24 protein-coding genes are annotated in these 25058 nt (G+C 74.9%); 10 read left to right on the forward strand and 14 right to left on the reverse strand.

Annotated elements, in window-relative coordinates:
• Nucleotides 1-4 precede the first annotated feature (4 nt).
• Nucleotides 5-2767: a magnesium-translocating P-type ATPase gene (mgtA, locus tag WIS52_RS22740; RefSeq protein WP_349300369.1), complete on the forward strand. Its 2763-nt coding sequence runs from the start codon at nucleotides 5-7 to the stop codon at nucleotides 2765-2767.
• Entirely contained in the window at nucleotides 2764-3009 is a 246-nt protein-coding gene (gene tatA, locus WIS52_RS22745) for a twin-arginine translocase TatA/TatE family subunit (protein WP_349300370.1), read from the forward strand. Before mgtA ends, tatA begins: the two co-directional genes overlap by 4 nt.
• 63 nt (nucleotides 3010-3072) lie before the next feature.
• On the opposite strand, the gene WIS52_RS22750 is transcribed toward tatA, so the two are convergent.
• The 4 genes from WIS52_RS22750 to WIS52_RS22765 all read right to left on the reverse strand — a co-directional run bounded on the left by WIS52_RS22750 (nucleotide 3073) and on the right by WIS52_RS22765 (nucleotide 5837).
• The gene (locus tag WIS52_RS22750) at nucleotides 3073-3711 is read right to left on the reverse strand and encodes a vitamin K epoxide reductase family protein (RefSeq protein ID WP_349300371.1); all 639 of its coding nucleotides are present in this window, start codon (nucleotides 3709-3711) and stop codon (nucleotides 3073-3075) included.
• Nucleotides 3708-4355, reverse strand: coding sequence for a DsbA family protein (locus tag WIS52_RS22755; protein WP_349300372.1), 648 nt, complete (start codon nucleotides 4353-4355; stop codon nucleotides 3708-3710). Before WIS52_RS22755 ends, WIS52_RS22750 begins: the two co-directional genes overlap by 4 nt.
• A 60-nt stretch (nucleotides 4356-4415) precedes the next feature.
• Nucleotides 4416-4745, reverse strand: a complete 330-nt coding sequence (locus tag WIS52_RS22760) for a hypothetical protein (RefSeq protein ID WP_349300373.1) — start codon at nucleotides 4743-4745, stop codon at nucleotides 4416-4418.
• A 144-nt stretch (nucleotides 4746-4889) separates the two neighbouring features.
• Complete coding sequence (locus WIS52_RS22765; RefSeq protein ID WP_349300374.1) at nucleotides 4890-5837, reverse strand: calcium/sodium antiporter; 948 nt, start codon at nucleotides 5835-5837, stop codon at nucleotides 4890-4892.
• 78 nt (nucleotides 5838-5915) lie between these two features.
• On the opposite strand from WIS52_RS22765, the gene WIS52_RS22770 reads away from it, so the two are divergent.
• Entirely contained in the window at nucleotides 5916-6398 is a 483-nt protein-coding gene (locus WIS52_RS22770) for a cupin domain-containing protein (RefSeq protein WP_349300375.1), read from the forward strand.
• Here the strand turns inward: WIS52_RS22770 and WIS52_RS22775 are convergent.
• The 6 genes from WIS52_RS22775 to WIS52_RS22800 form a co-directional block, all read right to left on the reverse strand.
• Complete coding sequence (locus WIS52_RS22775; protein ID WP_349300376.1) at nucleotides 6386-7705, reverse strand: benzoate/H(+) symporter BenE family transporter; 1320 nt, start codon at nucleotides 7703-7705, stop codon at nucleotides 6386-6388. The genes WIS52_RS22770 and WIS52_RS22775 overlap by 13 nt on opposite strands.
• 91 nt (nucleotides 7706-7796) lie before the next feature.
• Nucleotides 7797-9029, reverse strand: a complete 1233-nt coding sequence (locus tag WIS52_RS22780) for a 2Fe-2S iron-sulfur cluster-binding protein (RefSeq protein ID WP_349300377.1) — start codon at nucleotides 9027-9029, stop codon at nucleotides 7797-7799.
• Nucleotides 9026-9901, reverse strand: a complete 876-nt coding sequence (locus WIS52_RS22785) for an FAD binding domain-containing protein (protein ID WP_349300378.1) — start codon at nucleotides 9899-9901, stop codon at nucleotides 9026-9028. The genes WIS52_RS22780 and WIS52_RS22785 overlap by 4 nt, the downstream gene beginning before the upstream one ends.
• The gene (locus WIS52_RS22790) at nucleotides 9901-10683 is read right to left on the reverse strand and encodes an enoyl-CoA hydratase/isomerase family protein (RefSeq protein WP_349300379.1); all 783 of its coding nucleotides are present in this window, start codon (nucleotides 10681-10683) and stop codon (nucleotides 9901-9903) included. Before WIS52_RS22790 ends, WIS52_RS22785 begins: the two co-directional genes overlap by 1 nt.
• A 1-nt stretch (nucleotide 10684) precedes the next feature.
• A complete protein-coding gene (locus WIS52_RS22795) occupies nucleotides 10685-13096 on the reverse strand; it encodes a xanthine dehydrogenase family protein molybdopterin-binding subunit (protein WP_349300380.1) in 2412 nt (803 codons plus the stop codon).
• Entirely contained in the window at nucleotides 13089-14600 is a 1512-nt protein-coding gene (locus WIS52_RS22800; protein WP_349300381.1) for a class I adenylate-forming enzyme family protein, read from the reverse strand. Before WIS52_RS22800 ends, WIS52_RS22795 begins: the two co-directional genes overlap by 8 nt.
• Before the next feature lie 147 nt (nucleotides 14601-14747).
• On the opposite strand from WIS52_RS22800, the gene WIS52_RS22805 reads away from it, so the two are divergent.
• Together WIS52_RS22805 and mgtE are read left to right on the forward strand one after the other, a co-directional pair.
• Nucleotides 14748-15320: a PadR family transcriptional regulator gene (locus WIS52_RS22805; protein ID WP_349300382.1), complete on the forward strand. Its 573-nt coding sequence runs from the start codon at nucleotides 14748-14750 to the stop codon at nucleotides 15318-15320.
• A gap of 143 nt (nucleotides 15321-15463) precedes the next feature.
• A complete protein-coding gene (gene mgtE / locus WIS52_RS22810; RefSeq protein WP_349300383.1) occupies nucleotides 15464-16891 on the forward strand; it encodes a magnesium transporter in 1428 nt (475 codons plus the stop codon).
• A gap of 3 nt (nucleotides 16892-16894) precedes the next feature.
• On the opposite strand, the gene WIS52_RS22815 is transcribed toward mgtE, so the two are convergent.
• The 3 genes from WIS52_RS22815 to WIS52_RS22825 are packed head-to-tail and all read right to left on the reverse strand — an operon-like array spanning nucleotide 16895 to nucleotide 19162.
• A complete protein-coding gene (locus tag WIS52_RS22815; RefSeq protein ID WP_349300384.1) occupies nucleotides 16895-17569 on the reverse strand; it encodes a response regulator transcription factor in 675 nt (224 codons plus the stop codon).
• A 25-nt stretch (nucleotides 17570-17594) separates the two neighbouring features.
• Nucleotides 17595-18842, reverse strand: a complete 1248-nt coding sequence (locus tag WIS52_RS22820; RefSeq protein ID WP_349300385.1) for a sensor histidine kinase — start codon at nucleotides 18840-18842, stop codon at nucleotides 17595-17597.
• Nucleotides 18843-18847: 5 nt separating this feature from the next.
• Nucleotides 18848-19162, reverse strand: coding sequence for a hypothetical protein (locus WIS52_RS22825; RefSeq protein WP_349300386.1), 315 nt, complete (start codon nucleotides 19160-19162; stop codon nucleotides 18848-18850).
• 72 nt (nucleotides 19163-19234) lie between these two features.
• Between WIS52_RS22825 and WIS52_RS22830 the strand changes: the two genes are divergently transcribed.
• The gene (locus tag WIS52_RS22830; protein WP_379610435.1) at nucleotides 19235-19741 is read left to right on the forward strand and encodes a DinB family protein; all 507 of its coding nucleotides are present in this window, start codon (nucleotides 19235-19237) and stop codon (nucleotides 19739-19741) included.
• A gap of 9 nt (nucleotides 19742-19750) precedes the next feature.
• Here WIS52_RS22830 and WIS52_RS22835 read toward each other — a convergent pair whose 3' ends face one another.
• Complete coding sequence (locus WIS52_RS22835; RefSeq protein WP_349300388.1) at nucleotides 19751-21163, reverse strand: sugar porter family MFS transporter; 1413 nt, start codon at nucleotides 21161-21163, stop codon at nucleotides 19751-19753.
• Nucleotides 21164-21503: 340 nt separating this feature from the next.
• On the opposite strand from WIS52_RS22835, the gene WIS52_RS22840 reads away from it, so the two are divergent.
• From WIS52_RS22840 to WIS52_RS22855, 4 genes are all read left to right on the forward strand, one after another.
• Nucleotides 21504-22346: a tetratricopeptide repeat protein gene (locus WIS52_RS22840; protein WP_349300389.1), complete on the forward strand. Its 843-nt coding sequence runs from the start codon at nucleotides 21504-21506 to the stop codon at nucleotides 22344-22346.
• A 167-nt stretch (nucleotides 22347-22513) separates the two neighbouring features.
• The gene (locus WIS52_RS22845; RefSeq protein ID WP_349300390.1) at nucleotides 22514-22909 is read left to right on the forward strand and encodes a hypothetical protein; all 396 of its coding nucleotides are present in this window, start codon (nucleotides 22514-22516) and stop codon (nucleotides 22907-22909) included.
• Between the two features lie 105 nt (nucleotides 22910-23014).
• Nucleotides 23015-23728: a response regulator transcription factor gene (locus WIS52_RS22850; protein WP_349300391.1), complete on the forward strand. Its 714-nt coding sequence runs from the start codon at nucleotides 23015-23017 to the stop codon at nucleotides 23726-23728.
• Complete coding sequence (locus tag WIS52_RS22855; protein ID WP_349300392.1) at nucleotides 23728-25032, forward strand: sensor histidine kinase; 1305 nt, start codon at nucleotides 23728-23730, stop codon at nucleotides 25030-25032. The genes WIS52_RS22850 and WIS52_RS22855 overlap by 1 nt, the downstream gene beginning before the upstream one ends.
• Nucleotides 25033-25058: the final 26 nt, after the last annotated feature.

The following is a 25058-nucleotide window of genomic DNA, read 5'->3' on the forward strand; positions in this document are numbered from 1 at the left end:
CGAGATGGACCGGACGCACGAGGCCGGCACGGCCGCGTCCGGGACCCGGGGTACGGCCGGGAGACGCCCCGTTCCGCCGGCGGCCCCGGGTGAACCGGCCCTGCGCGCGCACGCCGACGCCGACGCGTTCGCCCTGCTGCGCGGGCTGGAGACCTCGCGGCGGGGGCTCACCGAGTCCGCGGCCGCGCTGCGCCTCTCCGCGCACGGCGAGAACGTCCCGGCCGCCGACCGCCGCCGCACCGCCGGTACCCGGTTGCGCCAGGCCCTGGCCAGCCCGTTCACCGGGCTGATGACCGTGCTCGGCGCGCTGCTCGCCGTCGCCGGCAGCCCGGCGAGCGCGGCGCTGGTGCTCCTCGTCGCCGCGCTCGGGATCGGCCTGCGGTTGTGGCACGAGGTCCGCACCGAGCGCCACGCGCGGGTGCTGCGGGCCCGGGTCGGGAGCACCGTCACGGTGCGCCGGCGCCCGGCGCCCGGATCGGCGCCGCGGGAGAGCGAGGTCCCGCCCGCGGACCTCGTGCCCGGTGACGTCGTGCTGCTGCGGGCCGGGGACCCGGTGCCCGCCGACGCCCGGCTGCTGCGCTCGCGGGACCTGCTGGTCGACCAGTCGTCGCTGTCCGGGGAGCTGCTGCCCGCACGGAAGTGCCCGCCCGCGCCGCGCACCGTCCCGGCGCCGCGGCGGGCCCGCCACCGGGGCGGCGGCGCCGCGCCGGTCACCGCGCCGCCGGTCACCGCGCTCGGATCGGTGCTGCTGGCCGGCAGCACGGTGACCCGGGGTGAGGCCACCGCCGTCGTGCTCGCCACCGGGGTCCGCACGCACGCCGAGGAGCTGGGACGGCGCGCACACCGGCCCCGCCCGGCCAGCGCGGTCGACCGCGGGGTGCGGTCGGTGAGCTGGACGCTGGTGCGCTGCATGCTCGTCGCCGCCCCGCTGGTCCTGGTGGTCAACGGGACGGTCTCCGGGGACACGCAGCAGGCGCTGCTGTTCGCGGTCGCGGTGACGGTCGGGCTGACCCCGGAGCTGCTGCCGCTGATCGTCGGGACGACGCTGCTGCGCGGCGCCGCGCGGCTGCGCGAGACCGGCGTGCTCGTCACCCGCCCGGACGCGATCCACGACCTCGGCGCGATCGACGTCGCCTGCCTGGACAAGACCGGGACGCTGACCGAGGACCGGGTGGTGTTCACGCACTCGGTCGACCTGGACGGCCGTCCCGACCCGGGTCCCGGCGACGCCGCCGCGGTGGCCGTGCGGTTCCAGTCCGTCCCGCGCGACGGCATCGACGACGCGCTGGCCGGCGCGGGCCGCGACGACTCGGCGATGCTGGCCGGCGCCCTGCTCAGCCCGGTCGACGAGCTGCCCTTCGACCACGAGCGCCGCCGCGCCGCCGTCGTGCTGCGGGACGCGCACGAACCGGGCGAGCTGGTGATCGTGCGCGGGGACCCGGACACCGTGCTGCCCCGGTGCACCCGGGTGCTGCGCGACGGCGAGCGGGTGGAGCTGACGCGGTCGCTGCGCGCGATCGCCGCCGACACCGCCGACGGGCACCGGGCGCGCGGGATGCGGGTGGTCGCCGTCGCGACCCGGCGGGTCCCCGCCCGCCCCGGCCCGCGACGCGCACTCACCGTCCTCGGCTCCGCCCCCGACCCGGAACCCGAGCGGGACCTGGTGCTGCTCGGGTTCGTCGGCCTCGTCGACCCGGTGCGCGCCTCGGCGGCCGCCGCGGTGGAGCGGTTCGCCGGCCAGGGCGTCGCGGTGAAGGTCCTCACCGGCGACGACCCGCGGGTCGCCGAACAGGTGTGCGCGCGGGCCGGCATCGCCGTCGACGGGCTGCTGGACGGTCCGGCGCTCGACGCCCTGGACGACGTCGCGCTCGCCCGGGCGGTGGACCGCACGACCGTGTTCGCGCGCCTCGGGCCGCTGCAGAAGGAGCGTGTGGTCACCGCGCTGCAGGCACGCGGGCACACCGTCGGGTTCCTCGGCGACGGCGTCAACGACGTCGGCGCGCTGCGCACCGCCGACGTCGGGATCGGTGTCGACGGTGCGGTCCCCGCGGCCCGGGCGGCGGCCGACATCGTGCTCACCGAGCGCGGTCCGGACGTCCTGGTGGGCGCCGTCGAGGAGGGCCGGCGCACGCTCGGCCGGGCCACCCGCTACCTGACGGTGACCGCGGCGCTGAACGTCGGCAACGCGCTGTCGGTGGTGGTCGCCTCGGCGGTCCTGCCGTTCCTGCCGCTGCTGCCGTCCCAGCTCGTGCTGCAGAGCGTGCTGTTCAGCGTGGCGGCGCTGTCCCTGTCGTTCGACCGGGTCGAACCGGGTTGGACGGCGCGGCCGCGGCGCTGGGACACCCGCGGGATGCTGCGGTTCATGGCGGTGTTCGGGCCGCTGTCGTCGGCGTTCGACCTGCTCACGTTCTGGGCGGTGTGGCGCTGGCTGGGCCTGGACACCCCGCAGGAGCAGGCCGTGTTCCAGGCCGTCTGGTTCATGGAGGGCGTGTTGTCCCAGGTGCTGGTGCTGCTCCTGCTGCGCACCCGCGCCGGGCGACCGGCGCGGGCGGTGGTGGTGACGGTCGCCCTCGTCGTGGCGGTGGGTGTGGCGTTACCCTTCACTCCCCTGGCTCCGATCTTCGGGATGGCCGTGCCACCTCCGACCGTGTGGCCGCTGCTGGCGGCAGTGGTGCCGCCGTTCCTGCTGTGCGCGGCCGCGACCCGGTCGCTCTACCTCCACCATGTGCTGGGCGTCGAGCGCCCGGCGGACAGGAGTTCGACATGACCCCTCCCGGCCCCACCCAGTTGCTGATCATCCTGCTGGTCGTCGTGCTGCTCTTCGGCGCGAAGAAGCTGCCCGACCTGGCCCGGTCCGTGGGCCGCTCCAGCCGGATCCTCAAGTCCGAGCTGAGCGCGGAGGACCAGGAGAAGCAGGACCGCGAGCGGCGGGAGCTGCCCGAGGCCGACGGCACCGGCGCCCCGACGCCCGACCGGCAGGCCTCGTCGTCCCGCGACGACATCCGCTGACCCGGGACGACGCCGCACCCCCGCCGCCGACCCCGCACCCCGCGAGGGGTGCGGGACGGGAGCTCAGAGCAGCGAGGACCAGTAGGTCCAGAACCGCTGCAGCGCCAGCCCGATGATCACCACGAACCACAGCACCACCGGCACGGCGTGGTAGCGGGCGAGGCCGGCGTACAGCGGCCGCACCGCGGCCCCGGCCCGGTCCAGCACCGCCAGCGCGACGTAGGCGAAGATCGGGATCGTCACCGCCCAGACGACCATGCAGTACGGGCAGAGCGCCCCGATCCGGTACAGGCTCTGAAAGATCAGCCAGTGCACGAACACCGTGCCCGCGCCCGCCCCGGCCAGCAGCCCGCCCCAGTACCAGAGGGGCAGCCGCGCGCCGGCCAGCAGCACGACGCCGCTGGTCAGCACGACCGCGAACCCGGCGATGCCGAGCAGCGGGTTCGGGAACCCGAACAGCGCGGCCTGCTCGGTCGTCATCACCGACCCGCAGGACAGCACCGGGTTGATGCTGCAGCTCGGCGTGTAGCTCGGGTCGACGAGCAGCTCGAACCGCTCGACGGTCAGCGTGAACGCGGCCAGCAGTCCGATCGCGCCACCGAGGGTGAGCAGCCACGGCAGCGTCCGCGGGACGGGCCCCGGGACCGCCGGCGAGTCGGCGGTCCCCGCCGGGACGGCCCGCGAGGTGGCCGGGCCGGTCACCGGCCCTGCTCTCCGAGCGCGCGGTCGAGGGCGTCGGTGATGTCCTGCACCGACTCCGGCCGGAGCTGCTCACCGTCGACGAAGAACGTCGGGGTGCCGCCGACGCCGGCGTCGACGCCGGCCTGCTCGTCGGCGTTCACCCGCTCCAGCGTCGCCGGGGCGGCGACCGCGGCGTCGTAGGCGGCCATGTCGAGGCCGAGCTCCTCGGCGTAGCCGCGGAACACCCCGGCGGCGTCGTCCTGCTCGGCCCACTGCGGCTGGGTCTGGAAGATCCGCTCGTACATCGGGACGAACTGCCCCTGCTGGTGCGCGGCCTCGGCGGCGACGGCGGCCGGCTCGGCGTTCTGGTGGCTCGGCAGCGGGAAGTAGCGGATGACGAAGTCGACGCGGTCGCCGTACTGGTCGGCGATCTGGCTCATCACCGGCTGCAGCTGCGCGCAGCCGGGGCACTGGAAGTCGAGGAACTCGACCATCGTGACCTGGGCGTCCGGGGCGTCGTTCAGCCGCGGTGCCTCGGGCACGGCGTACGTCTCGCCGGCGGCGGCGGGCTGCGCGGCATCGGGCCGGGTGGCGAACAGCAGCCCGGCCAGGATCAGGGCGAAGCCGCCGAGCACGGCGAGGGAGATGGTGACGTTGCGGGACATGGGGAGTCCTCCACGGGGGGCCGGTCAGGGGATCGGGCGGGGCGCGTGAGGCGCCGACGATCAGTTCCGGTCCACGCAGAGCTGCTCGACCGGTGACGGGCCGACCCGGGCCCGCTCCGGCACCTCCGGAGGTGCGACGTCCGCGTGCCCGGCGGCGACGACGGCCACGGTCTCGGGTGGGGTCACGGACGGGCCGGTGGGGTCGCCGCCGGCGCGGCGCGGTACCTGGTCGCCGTGCCCGGAGACCAGCATCGACGACGGGTGGGAGCAGTCCGCCCCGGCCGTCACGACGGGGCCGGTCTCCGGCGCGTTCGCCGAGGCGACCGCCGCGGGGCCGGTGCAGAGCAGCACGGTGAGCACCGCGAGCAGCAGCGGGGCGAGCGCGCGCACGGCTCCACCTCGCTCCCTGACATCATGTGAGATCGTTCCGCCAACCCCTTGACGAACCCGGGTCGACCGTGCTCACGCACGATACCGCCGAGGCCACCACCGACCCTCCTCGCCCCCGCGCAGCCCGTCCCGGTGCGGGCCGGGTCAGGTGCGGGAGACGATCAGCCAGGTCAGGTAGGCCAGGTAGACGAGGACCAGCACGCCGCCCTCGGTCCGGGTGAGCCGCCGGCCCGTCCGCATCGCGACCGCGGTCCCGACGGTCGCGACCGCGAGCAGCACCAGGTCGGCGTCGACGACGTCCGGCGGGACCGCGATCGAGGCGCCCGGCGCCGCGAGCACGGTGACCCCGAGGACCAGCGCGATGTTGTAGACGCTCGACCCGACCAGGTTCCCGACCGCCAGCCCGGTCTCGCCACGCACGATCGCGACGATCATCGTCACCAGCTCCGGCGCGGACGTCCCGATGGCGACGACGGTCAGCCCGATCACGGCCTCGTCGACGCCGAACGCCCGCGCCCCTTGCACCGCACCGTCGACGAGCAGCTCGGCGCCGACCACCACGAGCACGATCGACGCCACCAGGATCAGCAGCTGCACCGCCACACCGCCGCGGGACGCCCCGGCGTCGGCCTCGGCGGCGACGTCCTCCCGCCGGCTGGTCCGGAAGATCACCAGGGTGTAGCCGACAGCGGCGGCGAGCAGGATCGCGCCGTCGAGCGGGCGCAGCGTCCCGTCCCGTGCGATGAGGAAGAACAGCAGCGTCACGGCGACCATGACCGGCGCGTCGACCCGCAGCGTGCGGCGGTCGAACAGCACCGGACGCAGCAGCGCACCCAGCCCGAGCACGAACAGCAGGTTGACCAGGTTCGTCCCGACGATGTTCCCGGTGGCCAGGCCCGCGCTGCCGCTGCGCGCGGCGTCGATGCCGATCGCCAGCTCGGGCAGCGAGGTACCGACCGAGACCACGGTCAGACCGATGATCATCGGCGACATCCCGAGCCGGGCCGCCAGCCGGCAACCGGCGCGCACCAGCAGCTCGGCTCCGGCCAGCAGCAGGGCGAGGCCGCCCACGCCGAGCAGGATCGCCGTCACCGGGCGCCTCCCCGGGGCGCGGTACCGGGAGTACTCATAGGACACGAGTACCACGCGTGCACCGGTACCGTCGGTCCGGTGAGCTTCCCCGAGCCGACGGCGGTGTGGCGGCCCGCCGCGGACACCGAACGGGCCGTCACCTCCCGCACCGGGTCGTGGACCCGGTTCGCCGCGCCCGGTGACGCGGTCGGCGGCGGCTTCGGGCTCTTCGAGTCCTGGATCCCGCCGGACTCACCGGGCGCGATGCCGCACTACCACTCCGGATTCACCGAGAGCTTCTACGTGCTCGGCGGCCGGTTACGGATCATGACCGGCACGGCGTGGACCGAGGCCGGCCCGGGCGACCTGGTGCACGTCCCGCACCGCGGGGTGCACGCGTTCCGCACCGGGCCGGGCTCGGACGCCCGGTTCCTCATCCTGTTCGTGCCCGGCGCCCCGCGGGAGCGCTACTTCCGCGGGCTCGCGGAGTTCGCCGCCCGCGCGGAGCCGCCGGCTCCCGGGGAGATCGACGCGTTCGCGCTGAGCTGTGACCAGGTGAACCTGCGCGATCACCCGTTCTGAGCGGGCTCGGCCTCCCGGGAGCGGAAGTCGCGCGGCTCCAGCACCGCCGAGGCGACGACACCGGCCACCAGCGCCCAGAACGGGCTCGAGATCCCCAGCGGCGCGATCCCGCTCATCGCCACGACCAGCGCCGTCAGTGCCCCGACCCGGAACCGGCCGGCGCCGAACGCCCCGTGGAACGACGACACCAGCACGCCGATCATCGCCAGGCCCGCGACCGCCGCGATCAGCTCGGACGGCAGCGCGGTCACGGCCGTGACGGCGAACCCGGCCAGCAGACCGAAGGCGATGAACAGCAACCCGTTCACGACGCTCGCGGCGTACCGGTCCCCGGGGTCCGCCCCCGCCTGCGGACTCGAACAGATCGCGGTCATGGGCCCCGCGATGTTGGCGTTGTGGCCGCCGGTCAGCGGCGCGAGCAGGCCGCCGATCCCGCTGGCGACCGTCATCGCGTTGATCGGCGGGCGGTAGCCCTGGCTGAGCAGCACCCCGTACGCCTGCGCGTTCTCGGCGGCGACCACCAGCGCCGCGAGCGGGATGCCGACGGCCAGGATCGCGCCGAGGTCGAAGGTCGGCACGACCAGCACGGGCAGGGTCCAGCCGGCCACCGCGGTGTCCTGTGCCGCGAAGCCCGACGTCCACGCGGCGGCGACGAGCCCCGCGACCAGCGCACCCAGCGGCGCCGGCACCGCCGGGACGAACCGGGACAGCACCAGGAACCCGGCGACCGCCGCGGCGACGATCCAGGGCGCCGACCCGGCCGCGTCGACGACGCCGATGCCGAACCGGATCAGCGCACCGGCGATCATCGCCATGACGATGGGCTGCGGCAGCCACCGCGACACGGTGCCGATCAGGCCGGTGAGCCCCAGGACCAGCACGAGCAGCCCGGCGGCGAGGAACGCTCCCACCACGTCGGAGAACGGGAACGTCGCCAGCGCCCCGACCACCAGCACCGCGCCGGGGATGGAGAACGCCCCGACGACGGGCACCCGGTAGCGCAGCGCGAGCACCAGCGAGATCAGCCCGCCGAACACGTAGATCCCGAAGATCCACGACGAGATCAGCTCACCGGGCAGCCCGTTCGCGGCGGCGCCGTCGATCACGATCAGCGCGGGGCCGGTGCAGCCGAACACCGCCGCGACGACGGCGGCACCGATCGTCGCCGGGTTCAGCCGGCGGGGCAGTCCGCGCAGTCCGGACCGGATGCCGGGGCCCGGCTCGATCCGGCGCGACGACGCCTGTCCGGCCGGTCGCGGTGGATCCGCGACGGTGTCCTCGGTCGGGTCGTCGGCGGGTGCCGTCATCGTGTCGCCTCCTTGCGATCACGCACCGGGTGGGTGCACGGGGGGTCCCGGGGCCGGCGGCGGCGCCGTCGGCGGGTGGTCGGCGGGGTGGTCAGCGGCGGCGCAGCCGGGCGCGGACCCGACCGAGCCCGCGGCGGGCGAGCGCGGCGGCGGTGTCGCGGGCGGTGCCGACCAGCAGGCGCAACTGCGCGCCCCGGCCGGGGGCCGTGACCGAGCCGGTCTCCGCGGCCTCGTCGACGCTCGCGGCGAACTGCTCGAACATCCGCCGCGAGACGTCCCCGGCCAGCGCCCGGCCGAACTGGGCGACCCGGCCGGTCAGATGGACGTCGGCGTGTGCGGTCAGGACCGTTCCGCCGTCCGGACCCGCCTCCGCGGAGAGCACGACGTCGGCCTGGGTCGCGCTGCCGCCGGTGTCGGCGCCCTGGGCGTGGAAGCGGAGCCGGTGGGCGTCCGGGTCGCGTTCGACGACCTGGGCCAGGCCGTCGAAGGAGAGCTTCACCGGTCCGAGCGCGACGACGGCCCGGCCGCGGTACCGGTCGCCGTCGAGGACCTCGGTCAGCCGGGCGCCGGGCAGGCAGCGGGCCAGCAGGTCGAAGTCGTCGAGCACCGCCCAGACCCGGTCGACCGGCGAGCGCAGGGCGCTGGTCACCTCCACCACCGCGGACGGCGGGCCGGACGGCAGCCGCACCTGCTCGGGCGCCGCGGCCGCCGGGACGTCCTCGGCCGGGACACCCGCGCCGGACCCGCCGCCGGTGCCGCGGCCGACCAGGGTGCGGTGCCCGCACGCCTTCGGCCCGGGGACCCCGTCCGGGTAGGTCGTCGCGACGTCGTCGACGGCGGCCAGGATCCCCCGGTAGCCGGTGCACCGGCAGAGCACGCCGGACATCTGCTCGGGCAGCTCCCCGGCCGTGACGTCCGGTGTGGAGCGGAGCAGGTCGTAGCTGCTCATGAGCATGCCGGGGGTGCAGAAGCCGCACTGCAGGCCGTGGTGGGCGGAGAACGCCTGCTGCAGCGGGTGCTGGTCGTCGGGCGTGCCGAGCCCCTCGACGGTGACGATCTCGGCGCCCTCGCACTGCACGGCGAACAGCAGGCAGGCCCGGGCCGCCTGCCCGTCGACCATGATCGTGCACATCCCGCAGACGCCGTGTTCGCAGCCCAGGTGGGTGCCGGTCAGGCCGAGCTGCTCGCGCAGCACGTCGGCGAGGTGCGCGCGCGGCGGCACCGCGACCGTCGCCTCGGTGCCGTTGACCGTCATCGCGATCTCGACGGTCTCGTCGGCGGCGACCCGGTCGCGGGGCGCCGGGTGTGCGCGCGAGGACGTCATGTGGTCTCCCTCCGTTCCCGGGCGCGGCGCAGCGCGCGGGACAGCTCTCGTGCGGCGAGCACGCCGAACAGCCGCCGCCGGTACCCGGTGGAGCCGTGCGTGTCGCCGCCGGTGTCGACGACCTCCCCGGCGAGTGCGGCGGTGGCCGGGCGGAGGTCGTGCTCGGTGTCCCCGGACGACCGCAGCAGCGCGGTGACGTCCCGGGTGACCGGGCTGTCGGAGATCCCGAAGCCGGTGAGGCGGGCGGCGGACACCGCGCCGCCGGCGTCGACCCGGACCCGGGTGACGACGCCGGCGAGCGCGAAGTCGCCGTGCCGGCGAGCGATCTCGGCGAACCCGTAGCCCTCCCCCGCCACGGCGGCCGGGAAGGTCACGGACACGACGAGGTCCTCCGGCCCGGCCGCGGTGGTCATCGCACCGGTGACGAACTCGGTGGCCGGGACCGTCCGCCGTCCGGCCGGGCCGGCCAGCTCGACCCGCGCGTCCAGGCAGCACGCGACGGCGGGCAGCTCGGCGGCCGGGTCGGCGTGCGCGAGGCTGCCGCAGACGGTGCCGCGGCTGCGCAGCTCGCGATGCCCGACGAACGGCATCGCCATCCCGATCAGCGGGACGGCGCGGGCCGCCGGGTCGTGCTCGACCGCGCGCTGGCGCACCGCCGCGCCGACCCGGTAGCCGTCCTCCGCCACGGTGGCCGAGACGAGCGCGGGCACGGCGGTGATGTCGACGAGCGTGCCCGGCCGGCCCAGCCGCATGGCCAGGACCGGCACCAGCGACTGCCCGCCGGCCAGCACCTTGCCGTCCCCGCCGGCGAGCTCGCCGAGCACGTCGTCGAGCGTCGGGGGGCGGACGTAGGCGAACGGTGCGGCTTTCATCAGCGGCCCGTGAACTCCGCGGCGCGCTTCTCACCGAACGCCTTGACGCCCTCGGCGAAGTCCTCGGTGGCGCGCAGCATCGAGTAGGCCTTCCGCTCCAGCTCGATGCCGGTGTACAGCGGGCCGTCGACGCCGCGGTCGAGCACCTCCTTCGCGGTGCGCAGCGCGGCCGGGGAGAAGTTCGCCATCTTCAGGGCCAGCTCGTCGACGGCGGCGTAGAGGGCGTCGCGGTCGTCGTGCAGCTCGCCGGAGAGGATCCCCCAGTCCAGCGCCTGCCGGGCCTGGATGCGGGTGGCGGTCATGATGTGGAACTTCGCCCGGGACAGCCCGATCAGCCGGGCCAGGCGCTGGGTGCCGCCGGAGCCGGGGATCATGCCGAGGTTCATCTCGGGCAGCGCCAGCTGGGTGCGCCCGGTGCCGAGCCGGATGTCGCAGGACAGCACCATCTCCAGACCGACGCCGAAGCAGTAGCCGTCGATCGCGGCGATCACCGGCTTGGTGCTGCGGGCCGGCGCGGTGACGTCGTGCCCGAGGTCGGTGAGGTCGATCGGGTCGACCTCCATGAACCCGGCGATGTCGCCGCCGGAGGTGAAGTGCTGCCCGTCCGAGCGGACCACCACGACCTTCACCGCCGGATCCTTGTCGATCTCGGCGAAGCGCTCGGCGACCAGCCGCCGCATCTCCATCGTGACGACCGTGTACTTCCCGTGGGACAGGGTCAGGTACGCGACCCGGCCGTCGTGCCCGCGCTCGAGGACGACGTCGCCGCCGGTGAGTGCCATGTCAGGAACGCTCCTTCTCGGTGAACTTCTGGTGCAGGACCTCGCCGTGCAGGGGCAGCGAGGTGATGGCGATCCCGTGCGGGGCCAGCGCGTCGGCGACGGCGTTGGCGTAGGCCACCGGGAAGCTCATGGACGACCCCTCGCCGCAGCCCTTGGCGCCGAGCGGGGTCAGCGGTGACGGCGTCACCACGTGGTCGGTGCGCAGCTCGAACCCGGCCTCGGCGCTGGTCGGGCACAGGTAGTCGAGGAACGTCGCCGACGTCGGCTGGCCGGACGGGGCGTGCGTGAACTCCTCGTAGCCGGCGCCGCCGAGCCCGTGCACCAGGGCGCCGTACACCTGCCCGTCGAGCAGGGTCTGGTCGAGCACCGTGCCGGCGTCGTGCACCGAGGAGACCCGGTCTATCGCGATCTCCAGGGTGTCCGGGTCGATCGACACGGCGACGATCTCGGCGACGAAGCCGTAGCAGAGCGAGGAGTTGATCCGGTCGTCCGCGGTGGCGGCCCGGGTCTCGCGCGGCGAGAACTCGGCCTCGGCGTAGAGCCGGGCGGGTACGCCCTCGGGCAGCCCGGCCGGGTCCCAGTGCACGACGCCCGCCGCGTGCCGGAACGCGACCCCGCGCCCGTCGGGGTGCACGACCTGCCCGTCGGCCAGCGAGAGCACCGCCGGATCCGCGCCCTCGAGCATGGTCGAGGCGGCGGCCTTCACCGTCGTCGCGATGGTGTCCGCGGCCGCGACGACCGCGCTGGTCACCAGCGGCGCGAACCGCGAGGAGTAGGAGCCGGAGGTGACCGTCCACGGCGTCGTCGCGGTGTCCATGTCGATCACGACCCGGACCTGGGACAGCGGCAGCCCCAGCCGCTGGGCCGCGACCTTGCGGACCACCGTGGCGTGCCCCTGGCCCTGCGGGACCGAGCCGAGCAGGACCGTCACGACACCCTGCAGGTCCACCGACATCCGGACGTGCTCGGTGGAGCCGGACTTGTCCCGGCCCGGCTTGCGCTGCTCGGACGGGGTGGCCAGGCCGACGTAGCCGATGTTGGTGCCGGACGGGTCGACGACCAGCGCGGTCCCGATCCCGTAGAAGCCGCCGCGCGCCCGTGCCTCGTCGCGCCGCTTCTCCAGCTCGGACAGGTCGGCGTTCTTCACCGCCAGGTCCAGCGCCGCGGTGTAGTCGCCGGAGTCGTAGACCCCGCCGGTGGCCGTCTCGTGGGGGAACGCGGTGACCAGGTTCCGCCGCCGCACTTCGACGACGTCGAGCCCGGTCGCGTCGGCGACGGCGTCCATCAGCCGCTCGAGTCCGAAGTAGAGCTGCTGGCCGCCGAACCCGCGGTTCAGCCCGGTCGGCATGGAGTTCGTGACGACCGCGCGGGCCCGGATCTCGACCGCGTCGATCGTGTACGGGCCGGTGATGTTGCCGTAGCAGCGGTACAACGTGGACGGTTCCGGCGGGCGCAGGTAGGCACCGACGTTGTCGACCAGGTCGGTGCGCATCGCGGTCACCAGGCCCTCGGCGTCGACCGCGGCGGAGAACGTCATCGCCCGGTCCGCGCCGGTGGAGCTGGCCATCAGGTGCTCGACCCGGTCCTCGGTCCAGCGCACCGGGGTGCCGGCGTGCTTCGAGGCCAGCGCCATCAGCACCACGTAGGGGTAGATACCGGCCTTGATCCCGAAGCTGCCGCCGATGTCGGCGGGCACGTGCAGCCGCACCGCGGAGGTCGGCAGGCCGAGCGCGCCGGCCATCACCGGCACCATCGAGAACGGCCCGTGGAAGTTCGCCCACGCCTCGACCGAGGGCCCGTCGGCGCCGCCGGTCCAGTGCGCGATGACCGAGTAGCACTCCATCGGCACCGAGGAGTAGCGCGGGAAGTCGTAGGTGCCGGTGACCACGTGGGTAGCCGCGGCGAAGCGCTCCTCGACCGGGCCGAACGAGAACGTGCGGTCGGTGGCGACGTTCGACCCGGCGGCCTCGTGCAGCAGCGGGGCGTCCGGCTCCAGCGACGCGCGGCCGGCGGTGACCGCGTCCAGGTCGTCGTAGTCGACCGCGACGAGCTCGGCGGCGTCCTCGGCGACGTAGCGGTCCGCGGCGACGACGACGGCGATCGGCTCCCCGACGAAGCGCACCTTGTCCACCCCGGTGGGCAGGTACGGCATCGGTGCACCGGTGGAGAGCGGGAACGGCCGCAGCGCCGCGCGCACCTCCTCGGGGCCGATCACCGCGGCCACCCCCGGGTACGCCCGGGCCCTGCTGAGGTCGACCGAGCGCAGCCGGGCGTGCGGCCGGGTGGACCGCACGACGGCCGCGACCAGCGTGCCGGGGAGCGGGTCCAGGTCGTCGAGGAACGCGCCGCGGCCGGTGACCAGCGCGGCGTCCTCGTCGCGGCTCGGGGTCCAGCGGGAGGTCGGATCAGACACGCAGCTCACCCCTGGACTCGTAGTCCCCCGCGACCAGTGTGCGACGCAGCGTCTTGCCGACCCCGGAGCGCGGGACGGCGTCGACCGCGATCATCCGCTTCGGCCGCTTCAGCGACGGCAGGTGCGCGCGGGCGAAGGCCATCGCCCGCTCGACGGCGTCCAGCGGGTCGGCGCCGCGGACCGGGACGACGAACGCGCTGACCGCATGGCCCCAGCGCTCGTCGGGCAGGCCGACCACGCAGACGTCGTCGACCTCGGGACAGCGGGCCAGCACGGACTCGATCTCGTCCGGGTAGATGTTCTCGCCGCCGGAATTGATCATGTCGTCGGTGCGGCCGGCGACCCACAGGTCCCCGTCCTCGTCCGCGGTCGCCAGGTCACCGGTGTGGTACCAGCCGTCCCGGATCGCCTTCGCGTTCGCGTCCGGGCGCTGCCAGTAGCCGCCGAAGGCCTCCGACGAGGCCATCGAGACGATCACCTGACCCTGCTCGCCCGGCTTCACCTGCTCGTCGACCGGGGCTCCCGCGTCCGGGGCGATCAGCCGGACCCGGGAGAACAGCCCGGCCCGGCCGGCGCAGCCCGGCTTCGCGGCGACGTCCGGGCCGATCGTGAAGGTGTAGATCTCGGTCGACCCGAAGTGGTTGACGAACGAGGCCGGGCGGACCTCGTCGACGAGCTTCTCGGCCAGCGACGGGGTCATCGCCGCGCCGGCGTAGGCGAGGTTGTCCAGCGTGCGCGCCTCGCCGAGCCGTCCGGTGCGCAGCAGCGCCCAGTAGATCGTCGGGACGAGGTAGAGCGAGCCGATCCGCTCGTCGAGGATCAGTTGCATCGACTCGTCGGCGTCGAAGCCGGACTGGCCGACCCAGGTGCCGCCGACGACGATCGAGCCCAGCAGCGTGCGCAGGCCCATCGTGTGGAACAGCGGCATCACGCCCAGGGCCGCCACACCCTGGCGCTGCCGGGTCTGCATGACGTGCGCGACGGCCGCGGAGTGCTCGGCACCGTGGCTGCGGGGCACGCCCTTCGGTTTCCCGGTGGTACCGGAGGTGTAGAGCATGACGCTGGGGTCGGATCCGGCGGGGACCACGTCGGCCGCGCCGTCGGACCGCTCGGCGAGCGCGTCGATCTCGGCCACACCGCGCAGCCGGTCGACGGCGCCCGCGGCCGCGGCCCGGTCGGCGTGCGCGGGATCGGCGACCACCAGCCGGACGTCGGCGTCACCGAGGCAGTAACCCAGCTCCTCGGACCCGAACCGGGTGGACAGCGGGACCGAGACCGCCCCGAGCTTCTGCGCGGCGAGGTGCAGGCTCGCGAGCTGCTCGCCGCCGTGCATCACCATCGCCACGCGGTCACCCGGGCCGACCCCGCTGCGCCGCAGCGCGCCGGCCAGGCGGTCGGTGCGCTCGTCCCACTCGCGGTAGGTGAGCCGGCGCCCCGTCCCGGCGACCGCGGTCCGGTCGGGGTTGCGGTCGGCCGCCCATCGCAGCGTCGTCACCAGGTCCATCCGCCGACTCCCTCGTCGTTAGTCTGTTTCAGACCATACGATCCAGATCATGATGCGGCAAGCTGCTCGTGAGTGACTGTCGTGGCCCCGACCACGACAACCACTCACGGGTAAGGTCTGGCCGACGACCCAGCGTGAGGAGGCCGGATGCGACTGTCGACGACGTCGTACCTGGTCATGGGCATGATCGCGCTGCGCGGACCGTCCACGCCCTACGACCTCAAGCGGGCGGTCAGCCGGTCGGTCGGCTACTTCTGGAACTTCCCGCACGCGCAGCTCTACTCGGAGCCGGACCGGCTCGCCGCCGCCGGACTACTGGCCCTCGACACCGAGGACACCGGCCGGCGTCGCAAGACGTACTCGCTGACCGGCGCGGGCCGGAGCGCGCTGCGGGAGTGGCTGGCGGCGCCCACGCCCGAGCACTTCGAGATGCGCGACGTGGCCGAGCTCAAGCTGTTCTTCAACGAGGCGGGCTCACCGGACGACGTCCCGAAGCTCGCCCAGGAGCAGATCCGCCAGCACGAGGAGCGGATCGCCGTCTACGAGGACATGATCGCCCGGCACGGCGGCGACGAGTGGGCCGAGCCCCGCATGATCACCGTCGAGCTGGGGCTGGAGATGGAACACGCCGCCCTGCGGTTCTGGACCGCACTCGCCGACGGCGACCTGGACCGGCTGCGGCGCGAACGCACCGATCGGGATCCCCGCGGCCGGGTGTGACGCGATCGACCCCGCCCTGCGCGCGATCTTGACGTGCGGGACAATTGCGTCACACGTACAACTGTTGCCGTACGCAACTCACATCGGGCCGGAGCACCGCGACGCCGCGGAGCCCGGCCCGCCGTGCTGCAGGGAGGTGGACGATGGACGCGACGACCACGACGCGCACGCAGGCCGAGCGGGCCGCCCGGGACGGGATCCCGGATCACGACCTCACCGCCCTGCTGTCCTCCCTGCAGGACGGGGACCTGCCCGCGGTCGCGGAGCGGATCGCCGACCTGTCCGCCCGCGACCTCGCCGAGGTACTGGCCCGCTGCGACGAGACCGACGCCGGCGTGCTGTTCCGGCTGCTCGCCAAGGACGTCGCCGCCGACGTGTTCGAGGAGCTCGACGCGGTGACGGCCCAGCGGGTGCTGGACGGGATGCGGGTCGACACGGGTCAGGAGCTTGCGGAAGGCCCCAGCCACACCGTGCTGGAGCTGGTCGACGGGCTCGACCCGGACGACCGGGCCCGATTGATCGGTGAGATGCCGGCCTCGGTGGCGGCCCGGGTACTCGCCGGGCTCTCCCCCGCCCGCCGCCGGGCGACCGCGGCCCTGCTCGGCTACCCGGCCGGCTCGGCCGGTCGGCTGATGACGCCCGAGGTGGTGAGCCTGCACGCCGGCGGCACCGTCGCCGAGGCGCTCGCCCGGGTGCGCCGGGTCGGCGGAGCCGCCGAGACCGTCTACACGCTGCCGGTGGTCGGGCCGGGCCGCCGGCTCGAGGGCGTCGTGACGCTGCGCGAGCTCGTGCTGAGCCCGCCGGACACCCCGCTCGACGACATCGTCGACACCGAGCCCGAGTGGGTACGCGCGATCGACACCGGTGAGGAGGCCGCCCGCCGGCTCGGCGACTCGGACCGGATCGCGCTGCCGGTGGTCGACGGCGAGCGCCGGCTGCTCGGCCTGCTGACGATCGACGACGCCGTCGAGGAGCTGGAGCGGGCCGAGTCCGAGGACGTCGCCCGGCAGTCCGGTGCCGAGCCGTGGACGGGCCACTACATGACCGCCGGGGTGTTCGGGCTGGCCCGGTCCCGGATCGTCTGGCTGCTCCTGCTGCTCGTCGCCGCGACCCTGACCGTCAACGTCCTGCAGTACTTCGAGGACACCCTGGCCCAGGTCACGGCGCTGGCGCTGTTCGTGCCGCTGCTCATCGGTACCGGCGGGAACGCCGGCGCGCAGGCCGCGACGGCCAGCGTGCGCGCGCTCGCGGTCGGCGAGGTGCGCCCGTCGGACGTGCTGCGGGTGATGTGGCGGGAGGCCCGGGTCGGGGCCGCGCTCGGCTCGATGCTGGCGCTGGCAGCGCTGGCGATCGGCACCGCGCTGGTCGGGTCCTCGATCGCCCTGGTCGTCGGCATCTCGCTGGTCGCGATCTGCGCCTGGGCGGCGACGATCGGGGCGACGATGCCGCTGCTGGCCCGCAAGGCCGGCATCGACCCGGCCGTGGTGTCGGCGCCCGCGGTGACGACGCTGGTGGACGCGACCGGGCTGGTCATCTACTTCAGCGTGGCGCACCTGGTGCTGGCGCTGTAGCGCTCAGGCCACCAGGCCCGCGCGGAAGGCCAGCGCGACCAGCTGCACCCGGTCCCGCGACCCGGTCTTGGCCAGCAGGTGTCCCACGTGCGTCTTCACCGTCGCCGCGGAGACGAACAGCTCGGCCTGGATCTCGGAGTTGGACCGCCCCTGCCCCACCAGCTCCAGCACCTCGCGCTCGCGCGGGGTCAGGTCGGCCAGCGCGGCCTGCGCGTCCGGGGCGGCCTCCGGCCGTTCGGGGACGGTGAGCAGCGGCGCCGTGGCCCGCAGCAGCCGGCGGGTGGAGACCGGGTCGACCACCGAGTCACCGCTGTGCACGGTCCGGACGGCGTCGATGAGGTCGTCGGGCTTCACGTCCTTCAGCAGGAAGCCGCTGGCGCCGGCCCCGATCGCGGCGGTGACGGACTCGTCGAGGTCGAACGTGGTCAGCACCACCACCCGCAGCCCGGGGTGCGCGGCGATCGCCCGCCGGGTGGCCTCGATGCCGTCCAGCTTCGGCATCCGGACGTCCATCAGCACGACGTCCACCGGCGTCCGGTCCAGCTCGGCGAGCGCCTGCTCGCCGTCGCCGGCCTGGGCGACGACGGTCAGGTCGTCGCAGGAGTCGAGCACCATCGCGAAACCGGCGCGGACGAGCTCCTGGTCGTCGACGAGCATCAGGCGGACGGGGTCGGTCATCGGGTTCCTTCCGGCATTCAGGGAGTCAGGGAGTCAGCGGCAGGCGCAGGCGGACCGCGTACCCGCCGTCGGGATGCGGTCCGGTCTCGACGGAGCCGCCGTGCAGGGCGGCCCGCTCGCGCATACCGATCAGGCCGTGCCCGCCACGCGGCGGCACCGGGACGGGAACGCGGGCGCCCTCGTCGCGGACCCGGACGGTCAGCTCGTCGGCGGTCCACTGCAGACCGACCTGCGTCGGCGTGCCCGGACCGGCGTGCTTGATCACGTTGGTGAGCGCCTCCTGGACCACCCGGTAGGCGGTGAGCCCGCTCCCGGTGGCGATCGGCCGGGGCTCACCGGTGACGGCGAGGAGGACCGGCAGGCCGCCGGCGCGGACCTGCTCGACCAGCGCCGGGACGTCGTCGGTGCCGGGCTGCGGCCGGCCTGCCCCGTCAGGGCCGTCGGCGTCGTCGTCCGGGGCGGTGTCGCGCAGCATCTCCAGCAGGCCCCGGACCTCGCCGAGCGCCTCCCGGCCGGTGGTGGCGATGCCGTCGAGCACCTCGACGGCCTTCTGCGGGTCGCGCTTCGCGGCGAACTGGCCCCCGTCGGCCTGCGCGATGATCCCGGACAGCGAGTGCGCGACGACGTCGTGCACCTCCCGGGAGATCCGGGAGCGCTCGGCCAGCAGCTCGAGCCGGACCTCCTGGCGGCGGCCGTCCTCGAGCAGCCGGGCCCGTTCCCGCAGCTGCTCGGTGTTGCGCACGGAGGCGCGGCGCAGCGCGCCGGCCAGCCAGATGCACGCCGCGACGAGCACCACCACGCCGATGATGACGAGCGTGCCGAGCGGCCCCGGCGCGTTCGGGTCGACCGGCTCGGTGAACGCGCCGGACCGGATCATCGTGATCAGCGCCGGGCCGATCATCCCGGTCGCCAGGGCCGCCGCCGCGACCGGACCGGCCCATCGGGGGCCATAGGCCACGGCCGAGTACCCCATCACGATCGCCGGGAGGACGTACGCGCCGCTGGTCCCGGAGAAGCTGAAGCTCGCGACGGCGGCGACGACCGCGGTGACGACGGCGGCGGGCAGCGGGTACCGGCGGCGCAGCACGACCGGTCCGTGGGCGAACACCGCGACGACGACCGCGAGGCCCTTGGCGTCGGAGAAGACGCCCCTGCCCTCGAACGTCCACTGCAGAGCGATCGCGAAGAGGACGGCGGCGAACACCGCGTCGACGACGATCGGGTTCCGCCGGGCAGCTGCGGCGAAGCGCTCCACCACGGTCGACCGTTCCACGCCGTTCACCGGGCACCCCCGCCGGCCCGGCGGACCGCGGCCACCCCGGCCACGAGCAGGCCGGTCCCGAGCGCGACGACGCCGTGCGACGTGTACGACGCCCCGAGCAGCTCCACGGCGAGCCATGATCCCCCGTAGCCGGCCACGGCACCGGCCAGGCCCCCGCCGGCCAGCCGTTCGGCGTACCGCGGTCGACCGGATCGAGCGGACCGACCGGCGTCCCGGGCGTGTCCGTCACGGGGAGCCGGAACGGCCGGGAACACCCCGGCCGCGGTGAGACTGTCGGGGCCGGCCGTACCGACCCTGCTGGAGGTGGTCATGGCACGAGCGTCTCGTGCGTGGTGGTCCGCGGGCGTCGGAGCGCGGGCGGATCTCCCGTCTCCGACCGGAGGATGACCCGGCTACGATCGGCCGCCGTGACCGGCTCCTTCGCCGTCCAGGACGCCGACGAGCTCACCCAGCTCACGGCCTTCCTCGACGAGTACCGCACCGCGATCGACGCCACGCTGGACGGGCTGACCGAGGAACAGGCCCGCCGCCGCCTCGTCCCGTCCGCGACCACCCTGCTCGGCCTGCTGTGCCACGTCGCGTTCGTCGAGACGGTCTGGTTCGGACAGACCGTGACCGGGACGTCCCGCGCCGAGCTGGGCATCCCCGAGTCCGTCGAGGAGTCCTTCCGGCCGTCCGACGACGACACGGTGGCGAGCGTGCGGGCCCGCTACCGCGAGGTGTGCGCGCGCTCCCGGCGGGCGATCGCCGGCCTGGGCCCCGACGACGTCGTGCGCGGCCGGGGGCGGCCGGTGACGGTGCGCTGGCTGCACCTGCAGGTGCTCAAGGAGCTGGCGCACCACAGTGGACACGCCGACATCCTGCGCGAGCAGATCCTCGCGACGGGCTGAGCGCCGGCGTCACATGTCCTCGAGCTGCTTGTTCCGCGTCTCGGGCACGAAGCGGACCACGAACACCAGCGAGGCCAGCGCGAACGCGGTGTAGAGCCCGTAGGCCACCGCCAGCCCGAGGTCGGCCAGCACCGGGAAGGTGGTGGAGACGACGAAGTTCGCGATCCACTGCACCGCGGCCCCGAGCCCCAGCGCCGCGGCCCGGATCCGGTTGTCGAACATCTCCCCCAGCAGCACCCACACCGCCGGACCCCAGGACATCCCGAAGAACACGACGAATCCGTTGGCCGCGATCAGCGCGACGATCCCGGCGGTGTCCCCCAGCACCGGCGCCAGCTCGCCGTCCTCGCCCGGGACCAGGTCGGCCCCGGCGAAGGTCACGGCGAGCACGCCGAGGGTGACGGTCATGCCCACCGAGCCGATCGTGAGCAGCCGGCGCCGGCCGATCCGGTCGATCAGCGCGATCGCCACGATCGTCACCACGATGTTGGTGACCGAGGTGATCACGGTCTGGGTGAGCGCGTCGGCCTCGGTGAACCCGACCGACTGCCACAGCGTCGACGAGTAGTAGAAGATCACGTTGATGCCCACGAACTGCTGGAACATCGACAGCAGGATGCCGACCCAGACGATCGGCAGCAGCCCGGCGGCGGGCCCGCGCAGGTCGGCGAACGACGGCCGGTGCTCGGTGCGCAGCGTCCGCCGGATCTCGGCCAGCCGGTCGTCCACACCGGACGCGAGCACCTGGGCCAGCACGGTCCGGGCGCGCTCGTGCTCGCCCCGCTTCACCAGGTAGCGCGGTGACTCGGGGATCGTGAGGGCGAGGATCCCGTACGCGACGGCCGGCACCGCCTCCACGATGAACATCCACCGCCACGCGGCGAGCCCGCCCCACAGCGGCTCCCCGGCGCCGCCGGCGAGCGCGGCGAGCCAGGCGTCGGAGAGCAGCGCGACGAAGATGCCGGTGACGATCGCGAGCTGCTGCAGCGAGCCGAGCCGCCCGCGGATCGAGGCCGGGGAGATCTCGGCGATGTAGGCGGGCGCGATCACCGACGCGGCCCCGACGCCCAGACCGCCCAGCACCCGCCAGCCGATCAGGTCCCAGGGCCCGACCGCCAGCCCGCTGCCGACCGCGCTGATCAGGAACAGCGCGGCGGCGAGCACCATCACCCGGATCCGGCCGACCCGGTCGGCGAGCCGCCCCGCCACGAAGGCACCGACGACACAGCCGAGCAGCGCCGAGGAGACGACGAAACCGATCAGGCCGGCGCCCAGGCCGAACTGCTCGCGCACCGCCGTGACGGTCCCGTTGATCACCGCGGTGTCGAAGCCGAACAGGAAGCCACCGAGCGCGGCGACGCTCGCGAGCAGGATCGCCCGCCCGGTGTGGAACTCCTCGCGAACCCGTCCGACCTCGGTCATCCCATGCCTCCGCGCTCGGTGCGGGGCGTCACCGCCGCGCTCCGGTCCCGGGGCCGCGACGACGCCGTCGCCGGTGCCGGCGGCGCGCGCCGGAACCGCATCGGAACGGACGATAATCGCCGGACCGGGCATTCGCACACGGACCGGGCAGTCCGGCCTGCAGACCTGCGCGAGGGTCACGGAAAGTCACCGCAAGCCTAGGCCGGACGGCGGAATTCCGGATGAATCCCCCCTGAAGGGGTCGCATGCCCGGGTCCATGGGTACGGTGGGTGACAATCGTTGATCTTGTTCACCGGCCGGGACCGCGCCGGTGCGCCGACCCCTGCGAGGAGGCCCCGAGTGAGCACGGGCGAGAGCGTCGCCACCGGCTCCGCGTTCCCGCGGCCGGGTCCGGCCGCCGCACAGCCGGGGGACGGCGCGCGTGCGGTGCTGCGCGAGCGGCACGACCGGGCCGCGGCCGCCGTCCGGGACGCCGCGCACACCGATCCCGCCGGTGCACCGGCCGGCGCCGCGCTCCGGGAGGCGACCCGCCGGCTGGAGCAGGTACTCACCGCGGCCCGCCGCGACCTCGGCCCGCGGGACACCGACACGCTCGTCGTCGAGGGCAGCCTGGCCGTGGCCTACCTGCTCGGCGACGCCGAGACCCGCGGGCTCGAACTGGCCGGCCACAACCTCGCGGCGCGCGAGTACGTGCTCGGACCCGACCATCCGGCGTCGCTGGCGGCCGCGGACGCGCTCGCCGCGGCGTTCCGGCTCGTCGGACGGCCGGACGAGGCGGTGCGCCGGCACGACGACGTCGTCACCCGCCGCCGGCGGGTGCTCGGCGACGCCCACCCCGACACGCTCGCCGCGCGGGCCGCGCTGGCACTGGCCCAGGCCGACACCGGTGACCTGCACGGTGCGGCCAACCGGCTCGTCGCGGCGGCCGGCACGGCCGAGCGGGCGCTCGGGCCGGAGCACCCCCTGACCGCCCGGCTGCGGGACCTGCTGGACGAGCTCAGGGAGGCCGTCGCGGCGGAACCCGCACCGCTCCCGACTGGCCGGCCGCACCCCGGACCGGCCCCGGCCGCCGGCGCCGACGACCGCACCGCCCTGATCCCGCCCGTCGTGCCCGCCCCGCCGGAGGAGACCCGGCTGCTGTTCCTCGACCGGCCCTCCGGCCCGCTCCCGGTGATCCGGTAGGCCGTCCAGCCGCGCGTCCACTCCCCCGGACGGGTGGACCGCCGGGCACATGTCACTCTCCGGCGCTACGTGCTCGATCACGAACTTGCGCACGATCCGTCGAAAGGGCACAGAATGGGACGGCGCGCGCCGGTCGCAGTGACCGGCGCACCTGTCGAGGGAGAGCCGTGAGCGCAGCGAGCACCACGTCGACGACGAGTGCCGTGATGGCCGTCGTCCGGGTGGAGACGCCGGCCGGGGTCGAGGCCCAGACCGTCGAGGCCGAGCTGACCCGCGCGCTGCACCAGCACGAGAAGCGCCCGATGACCGTGGAGCTGTCCCTGGCCGACGGCACCGGGCCGTGGCCGCGCCGGGGTCCGGCCCGCTACGCGTTCGTCGCCGTCCTCACCCTGGCCGGCCGGGCCCCGGAGCGCCTCGCGCACCGGGTGGAGAAGATCGCGCGCAAGGCGATCCGGCGGCGGTTCGGCCGCCCGGCGTCGGCCGAGGTGCGCACCGAGATCACCGACGCCGAGGCCGGCGCGTACTGGTACAGCGTGCGCGGGACCCCGCACCGCCCGGCCTGACTCTGCCCCGGCCACCCCTTCGCGGTACACACTCGCTCTTCGGGCCCCGGCGGAGCACCATGGGTGCACGCCGCTCCGCCGCGGCCGGGGGGACCGAGGACGACCATGAACGCCGCCACCCGCATCCTGCTCGTCGAGGACGACCGGACGATCGGTGACGTCCTGCTGTGCAGTCTCGCCGAGAACGGCTACGAGGTCCGCTGGGAGCGCACCGGGGCGGCCGCGCTGGAGGCCGCCGACCGCGAGCCCTGCGACCTGGTGCTGCTCGACCTCGGCCTGCCCGACCTGGACGGCGTCGCGGTGTGCCGGCGGATCCGCGGCGTGCGCCCGGACGCCATCGTCGTGATCCTCACCGCCCGCGCCGGTGAGATGGACGTGGTGCTCGGCCTGGAGGCGGGCGCGGACGACTACCTCACCAAGCCGGTGCGGCTGACCGAGCTGCTCGCCCGCGTCCGGGCCCACCTGCGGCGAGCCGGCGGTGACCGGCCGGAGGCGTCGACCGTGCTGGAGGTCGGTGACCTGCGGGTCGACACCGCGAGCCGGCGGGCCACCGTCGCCGGGCGGGAGGTCCCGCTGCGGACCAAGGAGTTCGACCTGCTCGCCCGGCTGGCCCGCGAACCGGACGCGGCACTGAGCCGGGACGTGCTGATGGCCGACGTGTGGGACGAGCACTGGCACGGCCCGACCAAGACCCTCGACGTGCACGTGGCCGCGGTCCGCCGCCGGCTCGCCGGGCACCCGGACGGCCGGGTCCCGGTGATCACCACGCTGCGCGGTCACGGGTACCGGCTCGAACTGCCCGGCGACCGGAGCGCCTGATGCGGACGCGGATCGTCGGGCTGGCACTCGTCGCCGCGTCGGTCGCGCTCGTGCTGTTCGGCATCCCGCTGGCCTTCGGCGTCGGCCAGTACGCGCTGGCCGAGGAGCGGACCTCGCTGCAGCGCCTCGCCGACATCACCGCCGTGTCGGTGTACGACGACGTCGACCACGACCGGGTCCCCCGCCGGCTGCCCCAGGACCCGAAGGACGCCGCCGACGTCGCGCTCTACGACGACGACGGCGACCGCATCATCGGCGACGGCCCGGTGCGCGGCGACGACCCGGTGGAGAAGGTGCTCGACCGCGGGATCGCCGCGGCCCCACCCGACGACCTGATCGCCGTCGCGCCGGTGTCCGACGGCGACGACGTGCTCGCCGTCGTCCGCGTGGCGAGCTCCCCGCCGGCCGTCGCCGCCGGCCTGGTGCCGCTCTGGCTCGGGATGCTGGCCCTGGCCGGGCTGGTGCTGCTCGCGGTCTGGTTCCTCGCCGACCGCCTCGCGCGCCGGCTGTCCCGGCCGCTGGAGCACCTCGCCGTCGACGCGGGACGGCTCGGCGAGGGCGACTTCGGGGTGCGGCCGGTGCCGTCGGGGATGTCCGAGGTCGACCGGGTGGGCACCGCGCTGGGCGGCACCGCCGAGCGCCTGGACGACCTGCTCGCCCGCGAGCGGGCGTTCTCCGCGGAGGCCTCGCACCAGCTCCGGACCCCGCTGGCCGGACTGCGGCTACGGCTGGAGGCGGTGCTGGAGAACCCCGGGCGGCTGACCCGGGCGACCGTCGAGGACGGCCTGGCCTCGATCGACCGGCTGGAACGGACGATCGACGAGCTTCTCCTGCTGTCCCGGGAGCGGCGGCACGGGGCGGTGGCCGTCGACCTCCAGCGGCTGCTGAAGGAGGCCGAGGACGAGTGGAGCGACCGGCTGGCGCGCGACGGCCGCTCCTTCGGCACGTCACGGTCCGCGGGGCTGCCGGACCCGCCGGCGTCGGCCGCGGCCGTCCGCCAGATCGTGGGGGTACTGCTGGACAACGCGTCCCAGCACGGCTGCGGCGCGGTCGCGCTGACCGCGCGGGAGGCCGGCCCGGACGCCGTCGCACTCGACGTGTCCGACGAGGGCGCCGGCATCGACGACACGGCGCTCGCCGGCCCGCGGACCGGCCCCGGTCTCGGGGTCGCGCTGGCCCGGCGGCTGGCCGAGGCCGAGGGCGGGCGGCTCACCGCGCGGCGGTCGCCGTCGGTGGTGACCCTGCTGCTGCCCCTCGAACCCCTCGAGCCCCACGAGCCCGCCACCGAGCAGGGCACGTCCTAGCTTTTTGCCTTCCCCTTACCTTCGGC

The sequence above is a fragment of the Pseudonocardia nematodicida genome, assembly GCF_040105385.1.
Classification (GTDB): domain Bacteria; phylum Actinomycetota; class Actinomycetes; order Mycobacteriales; family Pseudonocardiaceae; genus Pseudonocardia; species Pseudonocardia nematodicida.

Bases quoted from the DNA above. Each gene is read 5' to 3' on its own strand.
- tatA (WP_349300370.1), top strand. From the start codon at position 2,764: ATGACCCCTCCCGGCCCCACCCAGTTGCTGATCATCCTGCTGGTCGTC.
- WIS52_RS22780 (WP_349300377.1), bottom strand. From the start codon at position 9,029: ATGACGTCCTCGCGCGCACACCCGGCGCCCCGCGACCGGGTCGCCGCC.
- WIS52_RS22775 (WP_349300376.1), bottom strand. From the start codon at position 7,705: ATGACGGCACCCGCCGACGACCCGACCGAGGACACCGTCGCGGATCCA.
- WIS52_RS22855 (WP_349300392.1), top strand. From the start codon at position 23,728: ATGCGGACGCGGATCGTCGGGCTGGCACTCGTCGCCGCGTCGGTCGCG.
- WIS52_RS22835 (WP_349300388.1), bottom strand. From the start codon at position 21,163: ATGACCGAGGTCGGACGGGTTCGCGAGGAGTTCCACACCGGGCGGGCG.
- WIS52_RS22785 (WP_349300378.1), bottom strand. From the start codon at position 9,901: ATGAAAGCCGCACCGTTCGCCTACGTCCGCCCCCCGACGCTCGACGAC.
- WIS52_RS22755 (WP_349300372.1), bottom strand. From the start codon at position 4,355: ATGTCCCGCAACGTCACCATCTCCCTCGCCGTGCTCGGCGGCTTCGCC.
- mgtA (WP_349300369.1), top strand. From the start codon at position 5: ATGGACCGGACGCACGAGGCCGGCACGGCCGCGTCCGGGACCCGGGGT.
- WIS52_RS22805 (WP_349300382.1), top strand. From the start codon at position 14,748: ATGCGACTGTCGACGACGTCGTACCTGGTCATGGGCATGATCGCGCTG.
- WIS52_RS22850 (WP_349300391.1), top strand. From the start codon at position 23,015: ATGAACGCCGCCACCCGCATCCTGCTCGTCGAGGACGACCGGACGATC.
- WIS52_RS22790 (WP_349300379.1), bottom strand. From the start codon at position 10,683: ATGGCACTCACCGGCGGCGACGTCGTCCTCGAGCGCGGGCACGACGGC.
- WIS52_RS22825 (WP_349300386.1), bottom strand. From the start codon at position 19,162: ATGACCACCTCCAGCAGGGTCGGTACGGCCGGCCCCGACAGTCTCACC.
- WIS52_RS22830 (WP_379610435.1), top strand. From the start codon at position 19,235: ATGACCCGGCTACGATCGGCCGCCGTGACCGGCTCCTTCGCCGTCCAG.
- WIS52_RS22815 (WP_349300384.1), bottom strand. From the start codon at position 17,569: ATGACCGACCCCGTCCGCCTGATGCTCGTCGACGACCAGGAGCTCGTC.
- WIS52_RS22800 (WP_349300381.1), bottom strand. From the start codon at position 14,600: ATGGACCTGGTGACGACGCTGCGATGGGCGGCCGACCGCAACCCCGAC.
- mgtE (WP_349300383.1), top strand. From the start codon at position 15,464: ATGGACGCGACGACCACGACGCGCACGCAGGCCGAGCGGGCCGCCCGG.